This is a genomic window from Pseudomonas sp. N-137 (assembly GCF_034555295.1).
In the GTDB taxonomy this organism is placed as follows: Bacteria; Pseudomonadota; Gammaproteobacteria; order Pseudomonadales; family Pseudomonadaceae; genus Aquipseudomonas; species Aquipseudomonas rhizophila.
This window is the reverse complement of sequence record NZ_JAXUDQ010000009.1, coordinates 122663-136474: the sequence shown is the minus strand read 5'-3', so window position 1 is coordinate 136474 and position 13812 is coordinate 122663. Positions and strand designations below refer to the sequence as shown.

Genomic DNA, 13812 nt, shown 5'->3' with positions numbered 1-13812 from the left:
CCTTGTATTGCACCAGACCATTGAGCGGCGGTGGTGACCGCCTCGTCGCTACAAGCGAGCGAGCGCATCCCACCGGCCTGACTGAATGGCAGGCAGCTTTCGAAAAAACTGTTTGAGCCCCGCGATACCGGGGTGACGAGCAGGGTGACCGGTGTTGATCGGGTCGCCCTAGGGGGTGATTTATTCACCGCCGTGCCCGCTTCTTTTTGAAGGTAGTTCATGCATGGCAAAGCGCCACGCCATAAACAAAAAAAAACGACTAAAAAGTGACGGGAGGGAAATTCTCGGCAAAGTCGCCGTCAATAATTTGTCTTTTGTGCGATTTCGGGACGTATTTACAGCGAAAGGATCAACCGTCCGGCAAACAGAATCAGGATGACGCCCATGGTCCGTTCGAACCAATGACCCATGCGCATGAACACTTCCCGTACCCGGGCGCTGGAAAAAAACAACGCGACGACGACAAACCACAGGGCATTCACCAGGCACATCCAGACCCCGTACAACGCCTGGATCTGCAGCGGTGTGGTGGTGCTGATCAGGGTGGTGAAGATGGCCAGGAAAAACAGCGTGGCTTTCGGGTTGGTGGCGTTGGTCAGAAACCCGGTGACAAACGCTTTGAATGGCGTTTGCCGGGCAGCGTTTTGATCGATGGGGTGTTCACCTTCAAGCGTGGATTTGGGTCTGCTGCGCAGCAGGCTGACGCCCAGGTAAAGAATGTAGGCACCGCCCACCACCTTGGCGACCATCAGCAACCAGGGGAAGGTGTGCATCAGCGCACCCACCCCGAGCAAGGTGTAGATCACATGCACCGAGATACCGGCGCCTATGCCCAACGCTGTGCAGATCCCGATCCAGCGGCCAAAACGGACGCTTTGGCGGATCGTCACGGCGAAATCAGGGCCGGGTGCGACCACCGCAAGAAAATGAACGGTGGCCAGGGCCAGGAATTCGCCCAGGTAGCTCGATAGCATTTCAACTCCGAACGGTCAGGGGCGCGGCAACGCGGCGCTAACCGATTAAAAAGAGAAAAGGCTCAGGTGCGGATATTCCATACCCGCATCGGAATGTGTGCGGGATTATAAGTTGTGTGTAAATTGATGATAATCCGTTCAAATTTCACAGGGCTTTTGCTCCATGAGCACAAATCAATCACTGGCCTTGCTCGCCGAAATGGCCATTTTCGTCAAGGTCGTGGAGACCGGCAGTTTCTCCGAAGCGGCCAGGCAATCAGGCGTGTCACCGTCGGCTGTCAGCCGAAGCATCACGCGTCTGGAAAAAGCCTTGGCGACCCGATTGCTGCAACGCACCACCCGCAAGCTGCGCTTGAGCGATGGCGGGGAAGAAGTGTTCAAGCGTTGTCGGGAAATGGTCGCCGCCGCCCGATCGGTGATGGAAATCAGTGGCCAGTTCGCCCATGAAGCCGAGGGGCGGATCCGGGTCAGCGTGCCCAAGGCGGTGGGGCGCTTTGTCATTCATCCCCACATAGCCGAGTTCTTGCGTCGTTACCCCAAGGTCGATGTGGAGTTACTGCTGGAGGATCGACAGGTCGATCTGATCGACGATCACGTTGACCTGGCGCTGCGGATCACCGACCAGCCGCCGGTCGGGCTGGTGGGACGTCAGTTGTTGACCATTGACCACCTGCTCTGCGCCACGCCGCGCTACCTGGCCGAGCACGGCATCCCCGAGCATCCCCACGACCTGCTGGAGCACAGCTGCATCTACCTGGGAGAAACCCCACACGACGCTCGCTGGAAATTCAGGAAAGGCACCAGGTCCGTCCACGTGGGCGTGCGTGGACGTTATGCCGCCAATCATACGGGCGTGCGGCTGGAGGCTGTCTTGCAGCACATTGGCATCGGCAGCTTGCCGTATTTCACCGCCCATCATGCGCTGGAGCAAGGCTTGATCGTGCAGGTGCTGGCGGATTGGACGTTCCTGGCCTCTTACCAGGGTGGTTTGTGGCTGCTGCATTCGCCTACCCGTTACCTGCCACCAAAGTTGCGGGTGTTCATTGATTATCTGGTGGAATGCCTGGAGAAGGAGCCTACTTTGAACAAGGCGGGCCACAAAAAAGGCCCGCCGGATTAACCGTGCGGGCCTTTGCATGACTGATCGCAATCAGTGCTTGCTGTCCTGATCCGACATCGCCAGCAATTGCTTTTCCTGGTTCCAGTCGAAGGGTTCGTCGTTTTGCTCGGCTTCGAAACGACGTTCTTCCAGAGCCTGGTACAAGGCGATTTCTTCGTCGGGCATGTAATGCAGGCAGTCACCGGCGAAGTACCACAGCAGGTCACGAGGCACCAGGTGGGCGATCTGTGGATAACGGACGATGACCTGGCACATCAGGTCCTGGCCCAGGTACTGGCTTTCGATCGGATCAACGGGCAACTGCGCGCGCAATTCGTCGAAGCGCTCCAGAAACAGGGCATGGCTTTCTTCGGGAACCTGGTCTGCCTCACCCACGGCGACCAGGATGCTGCGCAAGTGGTCAAGCAAGACAAGGTGATCGGCAACGACGTTGGACACGAGATAAGTCCTCAAGAGCAAAACGGGCGCAGGAGTATAAAGCGCTTGCGCCCGTTTTTACATGGCACAGAGCACAGGGTCGCCAGGATCAGCGGACCTTGTCCTCGGCGAGCGTGAGTTCCTCCTTGTCGAAATCATCCACGTCGATCACTTTACGTCGGGCCGCTTCGGCCTCGCGCAGGGTCTGGGCTTCGCCGGCCTGTAGCACGCCGGCTTCAAGGGCTGCGTCGATGACCTGTTCGCCTGGAGCGGGGTTGAGCTGACCCTGTTTGAGCGCGCCGTGCAGTTTCTTGTGCAGCGGGTGGGCCGCGGCGAGCAGGTCGCAAGCGTGCTGCAGCGCACCCACCGGATCGTCGACCGATTGCGGGCGATAGCAACCCTGTAGCAGCTCCTCGAGGGTCGGGTCGCCCTTGCCCCGGCCGATCACTGCAGCCACTTCAGCGTCCAGCCTGTCGCTCGGACCTCTGTGGCGACGGCCGAAGGGGAACACCACCACGCGCAACAGACCACCCAGCACCCGGTTCGGGAAGTTGTCCAGCAGTTCGTCCAGGGCCCGCTCCGCCTGGCCCAGGCTTTCTTCCATGGCCCAGGTGAACAGCGGTTCCATATGGTCCGGCGAGTCCAGGTCGTGGTAGCGCTTGAGCGCGGCGGAGGCGAGGTAGAGGTTGCTCAATACATCCCCAAGGCGCGCCGACAAGCGTTCGCGACGTTTGAGTTCACCGCCCAGCAGCATCATGCTCAGGTCCGCCAGCAGGGCGAATGCCGCCGCCTGCCGGTTGAGGGCGCGGAAATAACCCTGGCTCAAGGCGTTGCCGGGGGCGCTTTCGAAACGCCCCAGGCCCAGGTTCAGCACCAGGGTGCTGGCGGCGTTGCTGATGGCAAAACCGATGTGTTTGAGTAGCAACCCGTCGAATTCGATCAGCGCCTGGTCTTTGTCTTCACGCGTGGCCAAGGCCATTTCCTTGAGCACGAACGGATGGCAGCGAATCGCACCCTGGCCGAAGATCATCAGGTTACGTGACAGGATATTCGCGCCTTCGACCGTGATGAAGATCGGTGCACCTTGCCAGCTACGCCCCAGGTAGTTGTTGGGCCCCATGATGATGCCCTTGCCGCCGTGTACGTCCATGGCGTGGCTGATGCATTCGCGGCCGCGCTCGGTCAGGTGGTATTTGAGGATGGCCGACAGCACCGAAGGTTTTTCTCCCAGGTCCACCGCGTTGGCGGTCAGCATACGGGCGGCGTCCATCATCCAGGCGTTGCCACCGATACGGGCCATGGCCTCCTGAATACCTTCAAAGGCCGACAATGGCACGTTGAACTGCTCGCGTACCTGGGTGTACTGGCCGGTCACCAGGCTGGTGAACTTCGCCGCCCCGGTGCCCACAGCCGGCAGGGAAATCGACCGACCGACCGACAGGCAGTTCATCAGCATCATCCAGCCCTTGCCGAGCATGGGCTGGCCGCCGATGAGAAAGTCCAGCGGGATGAACACGTCCTTGCCCCAGTTCGGTCCGTTCATGAAAGCGGCGCCAAGGGGCAGGTGACGACGGCCGATATTGACGCCAGGGGTGTCGGTGGGAATCAGGGCGAGGCTGATGCCCAGGTCTTCTTCATCCCCCAGCAGGTGATCGGGGTCATAGGCCTTGAAGGCCAGGCCGAGGAGGGTGGCCACCGGTCCCAAGGTGATATAGCGCTTTTCCCAGTTCAGGCGCAGGCCCAGGGTTTCCTGACCTTCCCATTCGCCCTTGCAGATGATGCCGGTGTCGGGCATCGCCCCGGCGTCGGAGCCCGCCAGCGGCCCGGTCAGGGCGAAGCAGGGGATGTCGTCGCCGCGGGCCAACCGTGGCAGGTAGTGGTTGCGTTGTTCGTCGGTACCGTAGTGCAGCAGCAATTCGGCTGGGCCGAGGGAGTTGGGGACCATCACGGTGGAAGCCAGATCGCCGCTACGGGTGGCCAGTTTCATCGCCACCTGGGAGTGGGCATAGGCGGAGAAGCCCTTGCCTCCATATTCCTTGGGAATGATCAGCGCGAAAAAGCCGTGCTCCTTGATGTGTGCCCAGGCTGCGGGTGGCAGGTCCATGGCCTGACCGATCTGCCAGTCGCTGACCATGGCGCAGAGTTCTTCGGTGGGGCCGTCGAGGAAAGCCTGTTCCTCCTCGGTCAGTTGCACCTTGGGATAGGCCAGCAGCGTGTCCCAGTCCGGCCGGCCACTGAACAGTTCACCGTCCCACCACACCGTACCGGCGTCGATGGCGTCGCGCTCGGTTTCTGACATGGGGGGCAGGGTCTTCTGGAACCAGTTGAACATCGGCGCGCTGAAATACTTGCGGCGCAGGTCCGGCAGCAGCAGTGGAGCCGCGACGGCGGCGAGCGCGATCCAGAAGATCAGCATCAGCCAACCGGGAGCGGGGCTGAACAGGCTCATGGCCAGCAGGTAGGCTGCGATGATGCCCAGCGCGGGCAGCGGGGCGGTACGCCGATGCGCCAGCCAGGCTTTCCCGACAACCAGAACCAGTATCCACAACAACAGCATATGTAATCCTCCGTGAACCAGGGCAAAACCGACCCTCAGAGCTTAGACGGCATCTGCAAAACCGGCGGTCGGCGCGATGTGATTGATTTCGTGGGAAACCCTGGATGCATTGCGCCAGTCTGGTTGGCAACATCCGTGGGAAATCGTTCGTTAACAAAGTGAGAAAGCGCCATTGTTTGGCGTAAACGCCGTTATTACCGAGGGTGGGCTTTGGATAGACTCGAAGCAAGCCCTATAGGCGCTGCCGAAGGTGCGGGCCGCGTTCGGACGATCTCTTGATCTGTCTATCTTTCTCTCAGGGCTCGATGGTCCGGGAAAGATCGCCGCCTCGTTGCACTCGGCAGCTCCTACGGACGCAGGCGTTTTCCGTGAGGTCCTGACCATGCAGCAATACCTGAACCCCAGCCGCTTCATCGACAGCGATCACCCTGCGGTCATTGAGTTCGCCGAAACTCATCGCGGCACTGATCGCGACCCGCAGGCACAAGCAATCAGCCTGTATTACGCGGTGCGCGAGGCCGTGCGCTACAACCCCTATACCTTCAGCCGCGATCCGCAGACCCTGCGTGGCAGTTACGCACTGGCCTGCGGTGAAAGCTATTGTGTGCCCAAGGCGACCTTGCTGGCCGCTTGCGCCCGCCATTGTGGTATCCCGGCGCGCATCGGCCTGGCGGATGTGCGTAATCACTTGTCCACTGCACGCCTGCTGGAGTTGCTCAAGAGTGACGTGTTCGCCATGCACGGTTATACCGAGTTCTATCTGAACGAGCGCTGGGTCAAGGCCACGCCGGCCTTCAATCAAGGCTTGTGTGAGTTGTTCGATGTGGCACCCCTGGAATTCGATGGCCGCGAGGACAGCGTTTTCCACCCGTTCAATCGACAGGGCGCCAAGCTGATGGAGTACGTCACCGACCACGGCCAATTCGCCGATGTGCCCGAAGCGTTCTTCTTCGAGCACCTGGAAAAATGCTACCCGCACCTGTTCGGCGAGCAACTGCCGCCCCTGCTTGGCGACATGCAGGGCGATTTGAGTCGCGGCTGATCCGGCGTATGCTGCTGCGGCATTTATCCATCGGAGCAAGCCGTGATGCTGAAGATCTGGGGTCGGAAAAACTCATCGAATGTGCGCAAGGCGCTGTGGTGCGCCGAGGAGCTGGGGCTGGCCTACGAGGCCATCGACGCAGGGGGTGCGTTCGGCGTGGTGGACACGCCCGAGTATCGCGCCAAGAACCCCAACGGCCGTGTCCCGATGATCGAAGATGACGGTTTCGTGCTCTGGGAATCCAACACCATCGTGCGTTATCTGGCGTCTCGCCATGCTCCGGGTTCGGCCTGGTATCCGGCAGACCCCCAGGCTCGCGCCAGGGCTGAAAAATGGATGGACTGGACCACCTCCTCGTTTGCCGATCCGTTTCGCACCGTGTTCTGGGGCGTCTTGCGTACTCCCGCCGAGCAGCAGGACTGGGCGGCCATCCATGCGGCGATCAAGGTCTGCGATGGTTTGTTGGCGATGGCGGACCAGACGTTGAGCGAGCAACCCTACCTCTCCGGGGATGAAATCGGCATGGGCGATATTCCCTTGGGCAGTTTCATTTATGCCTGGTTCGAGATGCCCATCGAGCGGGCTGCGCTGCCTCATCTACAGGCCTGGTACGCCCGGCTGCAGCAGCGTCCGGCGTATCGCAAGGCGGTCATGACCGCGTTGACTTAATACTTACTATCGACACGCTTGACTGTACTTGTGCGGCGACGCCACGCACCATTGCCTTCGTGCGCCGTGGTTGTATTGCTCGCCGTGCGCCCTTATCTAATTGTTTCTTCCCCTTCTTGGTGCGTAATCCGATATGAGTTCCGCTCTGTCCATCCGGCAGCTAACCAAAACCTACGGCAACGGTTTCCAGGCCTTGAGTGGTATCGATCTGGACGTCGCCGAAGGTGATTTTTTCGCCTTGCTCGGCCCCAATGGAGCCGGCAAATCCACCACCATCGGCATTCTTTCAACCCTGGTGAACAAAACCAGCGGTACGGTGAATATCTTCGGTCATGATCTGGACCGTGAGCCCGCCGCTCTCAAGCGCTGCATCGGCGTGGTGCCCCAGGAGTTCAATTTCAACCAGTTCGAAAAGACCTTCGACATCGTCGTGACCCAGGCGGGTTACTACGGTATCCCGCCGAAGATCGCCAATGAGCGCGCCGAGAAATATCTGACTCAGCTGGGTTTGTGGGACAAGCGTGATGTGCCGTCCCGTTCATTGTCCGGCGGCATGAAGCGGCGCCTGATGATTGCCCGTGCCCTGGTCCATGAGCCGCGCCTGCTGATTCTCGACGAGCCGACCGCGGGTGTCGACATCGAGTTGCGTCGGTCGATGTGGACCTTTCTGACCGAGCTGAACCAGAAAGGCATCACCATCATCCTCACCACCCATTACCTGGAAGAGGCCGAGCAGCTGTGCCGCAACATCGGCATCATCGACCACGGCACCATCGTCGAGAACACCAGCATGCGACAGTTGCTCAGCCAACTGCATGTGGAGACGTTCCTGCTGGACCTGAAAAACGATCTGAAGGCCGCGCCGCAACTGATCGGCTATCCGGCCCGGCTGGTGGACCACCACACGCTGGAAGTCCAGGTGGATAAAACCGTCGGTATTACCGGCTTGTTCTCCCAACTGGCGCTGCAAAACATTGAAGTGCAGAGCCTGCGCAACAAAACCAATCGCCTCGAGGAGTTGTTCGTGTCTCTGGTGGAGAAAAATCTGGCGAAGGTGGCTGTATGAGTTCCGAACTGCGACCCAACCTCATCGCCCTCAATACCATCGTTTATCGCGAAGTCCGACGCTTCATGCGGATCTGGCCGCAGACCCTGCTGCCGCCGGCCATCACCATGGTTTTGTACTTCGTGATTTTCGGCAACCTGATCGGTCGGCAGATCGGCGACATGGGTGGCTTCACGTACATGGACTACATCGTACCGGGGCTGATCATGATGTCGGTGATCACCAACTCCTACGGTAACGTGGTCTCGAGTTTCTTCGGCAGCAAATTCCAGCGCTCGATCGAGGAACTGATGGTCTCGCCGGTTTCGCCCCATACGATCCTGATCGGCTACACCCTGGGCGGTGTATTGCGCGGGTTGGCGGTGGGCTTGATCGTGACCTTGCTGTCACTGTTCTTCACCGATCTGCAAGTGCACCATTTGGGCGTGACGATATTGGTGGTGGTGTTCACCGCCACGATCTTTTCGCTGCTGGGGTTCATCAATGCCGTGTTTGCGCGCAACTTCGATGACATTTCCATCATCCCGACGTTCGTGCTCACGCCACTGACTTACCTGGGCGGAGTGTTCTACTCGATCTCCCTGCTGCCACCGTTCTGGCAGACCGTGTCCCTGGCCAACCCGGTGCTGCACATGGTCAACGCGTTCCGCTACGGCATCCTTGGGGTGTCGGACATCCGGATCAGCGTCGCGATCACCTTCATGCTGGTGGCAACCGTGGTGCTCTATGTGGGATGTGCACGGCTGTTGGTCAGTGGGCGAGGGATGCGTACTTAGAACTCGGCAGGCGTGCTGACTGGTATACCGCTATCGCGAGCAGGCTCGCTCTTACATCGAAATGCAAAAGGCCTCCATTCACTGGAGGCCTTTTTGCATTTCACATCCGGCTTTTCTTGCGCCGTTTCCATTGCCGCGCCACCCACCAGCGCCAATAGATCATGGTCATGAAATAGGCGAGGGCGCCGAGCACCAGACCCGTCACCACCGACCCCAGCAAAAACGGCTGCCACAAGGTAGACAACTGGGTGGTGATCCATTCCCAGGTCAGTTCATCCGGTAACGTGCGGGCAGGCACATCCATCAACCAGGCCCCGGTCTGGTAGGTGCAGAAAAACACGGCGGGCATGGTGATGGGGTTGGTCAGCCAGACCAGGCTCACCGCAATCGGTATGTTGCCGCGTACGGTGATGGCCAGTGCCGCAGCCAGCAGCATCTGCAAAGGAATCGGCAAAAAGGCAGCGAACAGACCAACGGCCATGGCGCGTGCCACGGAGTGTCGATTGAGGTGCCAAAGGTTGGGGTCGTGCAGCAAGGAACCGAGAAAACGTAAGGACTTATGTTCCCGAATACTCGCTGGGTCAGGCATGTAACGTTTGAAAAGGCGCCGGGGCATAAGGCTTCTCGGTCGGTTCAAAGCGGTGAGGCCGCAAGTATGTCCGCATTCTACGGCTGACTGATTCAGACTTTGTGACAATTGTTAACGCGCACCGTGCCGTAGACCGACTATGCCTGAAGAGAAGACTCTCAAGGACAGGCTTATGCGCACAGGGATGGTCGCGCTTGCACTCGGGCTGCTGACCCCGGTTTTTTGCCCGGCGCTGCCGCCGCTGTGGCTGATTGCGGTCATGCCTGTGCTGGCGCTGATGGTTTTGCCGTTTCGAACTCATCCGCTGGGTTTTTTCCTGATCGGGCTGGCTTGGGCGTGTCTGTCGGCGCAACTGGCCCTGGACGATCGGTTGCCTGCCGCGCTGGATGGAGAAACCCGCTGGCTCGAAGGGCGCGTCGTCGGTTTACCGCAATATAACGAAGGTGTGGTGCGCTTTGAACTGACCGATGCCCATTCCCGCCGCACACGGCTGCCGTCGTCGATGCGCCTGGCCTGGTTCGGTGGACCGCCTGTGAGCAGCGGCGAACGTTGGCGATTGGCGGTAAAGCTCAAACGCCCCACCGGGCTACTGAACCCCCATGGCTTCGATTACCAGGCCTGGCTGTTGAGCCGCGGCATCGGCGCGACTGGCACGGTCAAGGACGGTCATCTCCGGCAACCTGCCCAAGGTGCCTGGCGCGACGGCGTGCGTCAGGCGCTGGCGCAAGTCGACGCCCAGGGCCGCTCCGGGGCGCTGGCGGCATTGGTCCTGGGGGACGGAGCTGGGCTGAGTCGTGATGACTGGCAGGTACTGCAAGACACCGGTACGGTCCATCTGCTGGTGATCTCCGGGCAGCACATCGGCCTGCTTGCCGCACTGGTGTACCTGCTGGTGGCAGGTGCGGCGCGCTATGGCATGTGGCCGGTGCGTCTGCCGTGGCTACCTTGGGCCTGCGCTCTGGCCTTTATCGCAGCCTTGGGTTACGGCTTGCTCGCCGGCTTCGAGGTGCCGGTGCGGCGCGCTTGCGCGATGATCGGCCTGGTGCTGCTGTGGCGTTTGCGTTACCGGCATCCGGACCCCTGGTGGGCGTGGCTGCTGGCTTTCAATGGGGTGCTGGTGTTCGATCCATTGGCCAGCCTGCGGCCAGGGTTCTGGCTGTCGTTCGCCGCGGTGGCGATCCTGATGTTTACTTTCGGCGCACGCTTGGGGCCCTGGCGCTGGTGGCAAACCTGGACCCGTGCCCAATGGTTGGTGGCAGTCGGACTGTGCCCGATCCTGTTGATATTGGGTTTGCCGATCAGCCTCAGCGGGCCTCTGGTGAACCTGGTGGCGGTGCCTTGGGTCAGCCTGCTGGTGTTGCCGCCGGCGCTGCTCGGTACGGCGTTGTTGCCGATGCCGTTCGTGGGTGAAGGGCTGCTTTGGATCGCCGGCGGGTTGCTCGATCTGCTCTTCAAGGGGCTGGCGCTGGTGGCCGGGCGAATACCGGCATGGGTGCCTGCGGCTATCCCCCTGTGGGTGTGGTGCATGGCCGCTCTGGGGGCTTTGTTACTGTTGCTGCCCAAAGGCGTGCCACTGCGGGTACTGGGATGGCCCATGGTACTGCTGGTGGTTTTCCCTCCGAGGGAGGATGTGCCTCCGGGGCAGGCCGAAATCTGGCAACTGGACGTGGGTCAAGGGTTGGCGGTGCTGGTACGCACCCGTCATCATGCCTTGCTTTACGACGCGGGGCCGCGCTTTGGCGAGGCCGACGCGGGTGAGCGCGTGGTGCTGCCGACCCTGCGCAAGCTGGGTGTCGCCGGGTTGGACCTGATGCTGCTCAGCCATGCCGACGCCGATCATGCCGGCGGCGCCCAAGCGGTGCGCAATGGCTTGCCAACGGTCCGGGTGGTCAGTGGCGACCCCGCCGCGTTGCCTGCCGCTTTGCAGGCAGAGGCGTGCGACAGTGGCGCGCGCTGGGAGTGGGACGGGGTCAGGTTCGAGCTGTGGCAATGGTCATCTGCCCTTGAAAGCAATCAGAGATCCTGCGTTCTGCTGGTCGAGGCCGGCGGTGAGCGGTTGCTGCTCACCGGAGACATCGATAGCCATGCCGAGCGCGCGTTGCTCGACGGGCCCCTGGCCGTGCCGGTCCAGTGGCTGGCGGCGCCCCATCACGGTAGCCGCAGTTCATCCTCGATGTTGCTGTTGTCGCGGCTCAAACCCCATTCGGTGTTGATCTCCCGTGGCCAGGGCAATGCGTTCGGCCATCCTCATCCGCGGGTGCTGGCTCGCTATCGCCGCTTGGGCATGGCGATCTACGACAGTGCCGAACAGGGTGCCATTCGTCTGCAACTGGGGGCTTTCGAAGCACCGCGCCTTCAGGCCGGCCAACGGCGCTACTGGCGCGACCCGCCGTCTGCGGGACCATGGCCGTAACCTTGACCCGGGTCATCCTCGACGACGGTGTTATCGGCGGGGCGGGCCTGCAAGGCGAGTCTGTATGATAAAGTGGCGCACTTTTTCGAGGGGGCTGTCACTGTGTGGGAATTGGTCAAATCCGGCGGCTGGATGATGTTGCCGATCATTCTGAGTTCCATCGTGGCGCTGGGAATCGTTGCCGAACGCCTGTGGACCCTGCGGGCCAGCCGCGTGACCCCGGAGCATTTGCTCGGGCAAGTCTGGGTCTGGATCAAGGACAAGAAACTGAACAAGGACCGGCTCAAGGAGCTGCGGGCCAGTTCACCGCTGGGTGAAATCCTCGCCGCGGGGCTGGCAAATTCCAAGCATGGTCGCGAGATCATGAAGGAATGCATCGAAGAAGCCGCCGCCCGGGTCATCCATGAGCTGGAGCGCTACATCAATGCCCTGGGCACAATTGCCGCCATGGCCCCGTTGCTGGGCCTGTTGGGCACGGTGCTGGGCATGATCGATATTTTCAGTTCGTTCACCGGCGCCGGCATGACCGCCAATGCCTCGGTGCTGGCAGGGGGGATTTCCAAGGCCTTGATCACCACGGCCGCCGGGTTGATGGTGGGGATTCCTTCGGTGTTTTTCCATCGCTTCCTGCAACGGCGCATCGATGAGTTGGTGGTGGGCATGGAGCAGGAGGCCATCAAGTTGGTCGAGGTGGTGCAAGGCGACCGTGACGTGGACCTGGCCGAGGGCAAGAAGTGAAATTCCGCCGCAAACCACGGGAAACCGTCGAGATCAACCTTGCGTCGCTGATTGACGTGGTGTTCATCCTGCTGCTGTTTTTCGTCGTGACCACCACCTTCACCCGGGAAACCCAGCTCAAGGTGGAACTGCCGGAAGCGGTCAGCGGCTCGCCTGCCGAAGACCAGCAACTCAAGAACCTGGAAGTCACGATCAGTGCCGAAGGGACGTTTTCGGTGAACAATCAGTTGCTGCCCAAGAGCGACCTGGCGAGTCTGATCGATGCGCTGCAGAAGGAGTCCGGCGGCGACACCAGTTTGCCGCTGTCCATCAGCGCCGACGGCAAGACCCCACATCAATCCGTCATCACCGCCATGGACGCGGCCGGCAAGCTCGGCTTCAGCCATCTGCGCATGACCACCGTCGAGGCGGCGCCGGCACCCTGATGGCCATGTCTGATCGATTGCTCGCCGCCTGGTACGAAGGTCACCCGGCCCTGACGCTGTTGCGACCACTGGAGTGGTTGTACCGTCGGGTGGTGATGGGCAAACGCGAGCGTTTTCTGGCGGGCGAAGGTGAGATTTACCAACCGCCCGTGCCGCTGGTGGTCGTGGGGAACATCACGGTTGGCGGCACCGGCAAGACCCCATTGATCCTGTGGATGATTGAGCATTGCCAGCGCCGTGGCCTGCGGGTCGGCGTGGTGAGCCGGGGTTATGGCGCCAAACCACCCCATTTGCCCTGGCGAGTCGAAGCCGGGCAGGGCGCCGACATCGCCGGTGATGAGCCACTGCTGATTGTCCAGCGCAGCGGCGTGCCATTGATGATCGATCCGGATCGCAGCCGGGCGGTCCAGGCGCTGCTGGAGACTCAACCGCTGGACCTGATCCTGTCCGACGACGGCATGCAACATTACCGCCTGGCTCGGGATCTTGAACTGGTGCTGATCGACAACGCCCGCGGCCTGGGCAATCGACGTTGTCTGCCTGCCGGTCCGCTGCGTGAACCCGTGGAGCGTCTGCAATCGGTCGATGCCGTGCTATTCAACGGCGCCAGCGCCGACCGCGAAGACGGCTTTGCCTTCGAGCTGCGACCCACGGCCCTGGTGAACCTGGCCAGCGGCGAACGGCGTCCACTGGACCATTTCCCGCCCGGCCAGGCCCTGCATGCCGTGGCCGGGATCGGCAATCCCCGGCGTTTCTTCAACACCCTCGAAACGCTACACTGGCGACCTATACCGCACGGGTTTGCCGACCACGCCCAATACAGCGCCCAGGCATTGAATTTCACGCCGTCGTTGCCGGTGGTCATGACGGAAAAGGACGCGGTCAAATGCCGAGCCTTCGCCGAGCCCCACTGGTGGTACCTGGCGGTGGATGCCGCGCCGTCGCCCGCCTTCGCGGACTGGTTCGATACCCAGTTGATGCGCCTGTTGCCGGATCGGCTTTTGCCTTAAACCATTTATCCAGGGA

The 13812-nt window shown here is 61.1% G+C and carries 13 protein-coding genes; 9 read left to right on the top strand and 4 right to left on the bottom strand.

What is annotated here, in order from left to right; all coding sequences use genetic code 11:
* Positions 1-335: 335 nt before the first annotated feature.
* On the bottom strand, positions 336-974 hold the full coding sequence (locus T3A99_RS09355; protein WP_173406688.1) for a LysE family translocator: 639 nt from the start codon (positions 972-974) through the stop codon (positions 336-338).
* A gap of 163 nt (positions 975-1137) precedes the next feature.
* Between T3A99_RS09355 and T3A99_RS09350 the strand changes: the two genes are divergently transcribed.
* Entirely contained in the window at positions 1138-2094 is a 957-nt protein-coding gene (locus T3A99_RS09350; RefSeq protein ID WP_322834241.1) for a LysR family transcriptional regulator, read from the top strand.
* 30 nt (positions 2095-2124) lie between these two features.
* Here T3A99_RS09350 and T3A99_RS09345 read toward each other — a convergent pair whose 3' ends face one another.
* A complete protein-coding gene (locus T3A99_RS09345) occupies positions 2125-2532 on the bottom strand; it encodes a PA2817 family protein (RefSeq protein WP_047228173.1) in 408 nt (135 codons plus the stop codon).
* Between the two features lie 88 nt (positions 2533-2620).
* Complete coding sequence (locus T3A99_RS09340) at positions 2621-5068, bottom strand: acyl-CoA dehydrogenase (RefSeq protein WP_322834240.1); 2448 nt, start codon at positions 5066-5068, stop codon at positions 2621-2623.
* A gap of 382 nt (positions 5069-5450) precedes the next feature.
* Here T3A99_RS09340 and T3A99_RS09335 point away from each other — a divergent pair, with 382 nt between their 5' ends.
* From T3A99_RS09335 to T3A99_RS09320, 4 genes are all read left to right on the top strand, one after another.
* On the top strand, positions 5451-6110 hold the full coding sequence (locus tag T3A99_RS09335; RefSeq protein WP_076383822.1) for a transglutaminase-like domain-containing protein: 660 nt from the start codon (positions 5451-5453) through the stop codon (positions 6108-6110).
* Between the two features lie 45 nt (positions 6111-6155).
* Entirely contained in the window at positions 6156-6779 is a 624-nt protein-coding gene (locus T3A99_RS09330; RefSeq protein WP_047228176.1) for a glutathione S-transferase family protein, read from the top strand.
* Positions 6780-6912: 133 nt separating this feature from the next.
* Complete coding sequence (locus T3A99_RS09325) at positions 6913-7845, top strand: ABC transporter ATP-binding protein (protein WP_047228177.1); 933 nt, start codon at positions 6913-6915, stop codon at positions 7843-7845.
* A complete protein-coding gene (locus tag T3A99_RS09320) occupies positions 7842-8621 on the top strand; it encodes an ABC transporter permease (RefSeq protein WP_047228178.1) in 780 nt (259 codons plus the stop codon). Before T3A99_RS09325 ends, T3A99_RS09320 begins: the two co-directional genes overlap by 4 nt.
* 100 nt (positions 8622-8721) lie before the next feature.
* Here T3A99_RS09320 and T3A99_RS09315 read toward each other — a convergent pair whose 3' ends face one another.
* Complete coding sequence (locus tag T3A99_RS09315; RefSeq protein WP_047228179.1) at positions 8722-9237, bottom strand: DUF2062 domain-containing protein; 516 nt, start codon at positions 9235-9237, stop codon at positions 8722-8724.
* Positions 9238-9382: 145 nt separating this feature from the next.
* Here T3A99_RS09315 and T3A99_RS09310 point away from each other — a divergent pair, with 145 nt between their 5' ends.
* From T3A99_RS09310 to lpxK, 4 genes are all read left to right on the top strand, one after another.
* Positions 9383-11623 carry a DNA internalization-related competence protein ComEC/Rec2 gene (locus T3A99_RS09310; protein ID WP_322834239.1) on the top strand — a complete coding sequence of 747 codons (2241 nt, stop codon included), beginning with the start codon at positions 9383-9385 and terminating at the stop codon, positions 11621-11623.
* A 102-nt stretch (positions 11624-11725) separates the two neighbouring features.
* Positions 11726-12361: a MotA/TolQ/ExbB proton channel family protein gene (locus T3A99_RS09305; protein WP_177513903.1), complete on the top strand. Its 636-nt coding sequence runs from the start codon at positions 11726-11728 to the stop codon at positions 12359-12361.
* On the top strand, positions 12358-12786 hold the full coding sequence (locus T3A99_RS09300) for an ExbD/TolR family protein (RefSeq protein ID WP_047228182.1): 429 nt from the start codon (positions 12358-12360) through the stop codon (positions 12784-12786). Before T3A99_RS09305 ends, T3A99_RS09300 begins: the two co-directional genes overlap by 4 nt.
* Positions 12786-13796, top strand: a complete 1011-nt coding sequence (lpxK, locus tag T3A99_RS09295; protein WP_076383825.1) for a tetraacyldisaccharide 4'-kinase — start codon at positions 12786-12788, stop codon at positions 13794-13796. The genes T3A99_RS09300 and lpxK overlap by 1 nt, the downstream gene beginning before the upstream one ends.
* The last annotated feature ends 16 nt before the right edge of the window (positions 13797-13812 follow it).

What these genes read in the sequence shown, in the direction of transcription:
- T3A99_RS09355 (WP_173406688.1), bottom strand. Translation starts at nt 974, where the DNA reads ATGCTATCGAGCTACCTGGGCGAATTCCTGGCCCTGGCCACCGTTCAT.
- T3A99_RS09350 (WP_322834241.1), top strand. Translation starts at nt 1,138, where the DNA reads ATGAGCACAAATCAATCACTGGCCTTGCTCGCCGAAATGGCCATTTTC.
- T3A99_RS09340 (WP_322834240.1), bottom strand. Translation starts at nt 5,068, where the DNA reads ATGCTGTTGTTGTGGATACTGGTTCTGGTTGTCGGGAAAGCCTGGCTG.
- T3A99_RS09335 (WP_076383822.1), top strand. Translation starts at nt 5,451, where the DNA reads ATGCAGCAATACCTGAACCCCAGCCGCTTCATCGACAGCGATCACCCT.
- T3A99_RS09330 (WP_047228176.1), top strand. Translation starts at nt 6,156, where the DNA reads ATGCTGAAGATCTGGGGTCGGAAAAACTCATCGAATGTGCGCAAGGCG.
- T3A99_RS09325 (WP_047228177.1), top strand. Translation starts at nt 6,913, where the DNA reads ATGAGTTCCGCTCTGTCCATCCGGCAGCTAACCAAAACCTACGGCAAC.
- T3A99_RS09320 (WP_047228178.1), top strand. Translation starts at nt 7,842, where the DNA reads ATGAGTTCCGAACTGCGACCCAACCTCATCGCCCTCAATACCATCGTT.
- T3A99_RS09315 (WP_047228179.1), bottom strand. Translation starts at nt 9,237, where the DNA reads ATGCCCCGGCGCCTTTTCAAACGTTACATGCCTGACCCAGCGAGTATT.
- T3A99_RS09310 (WP_322834239.1), top strand. Translation starts at nt 9,383, where the DNA reads ATGCGCACAGGGATGGTCGCGCTTGCACTCGGGCTGCTGACCCCGGTT.
- lpxK (WP_076383825.1), top strand. Translation starts at nt 12,786, where the DNA reads ATGGCCATGTCTGATCGATTGCTCGCCGCCTGGTACGAAGGTCACCCG.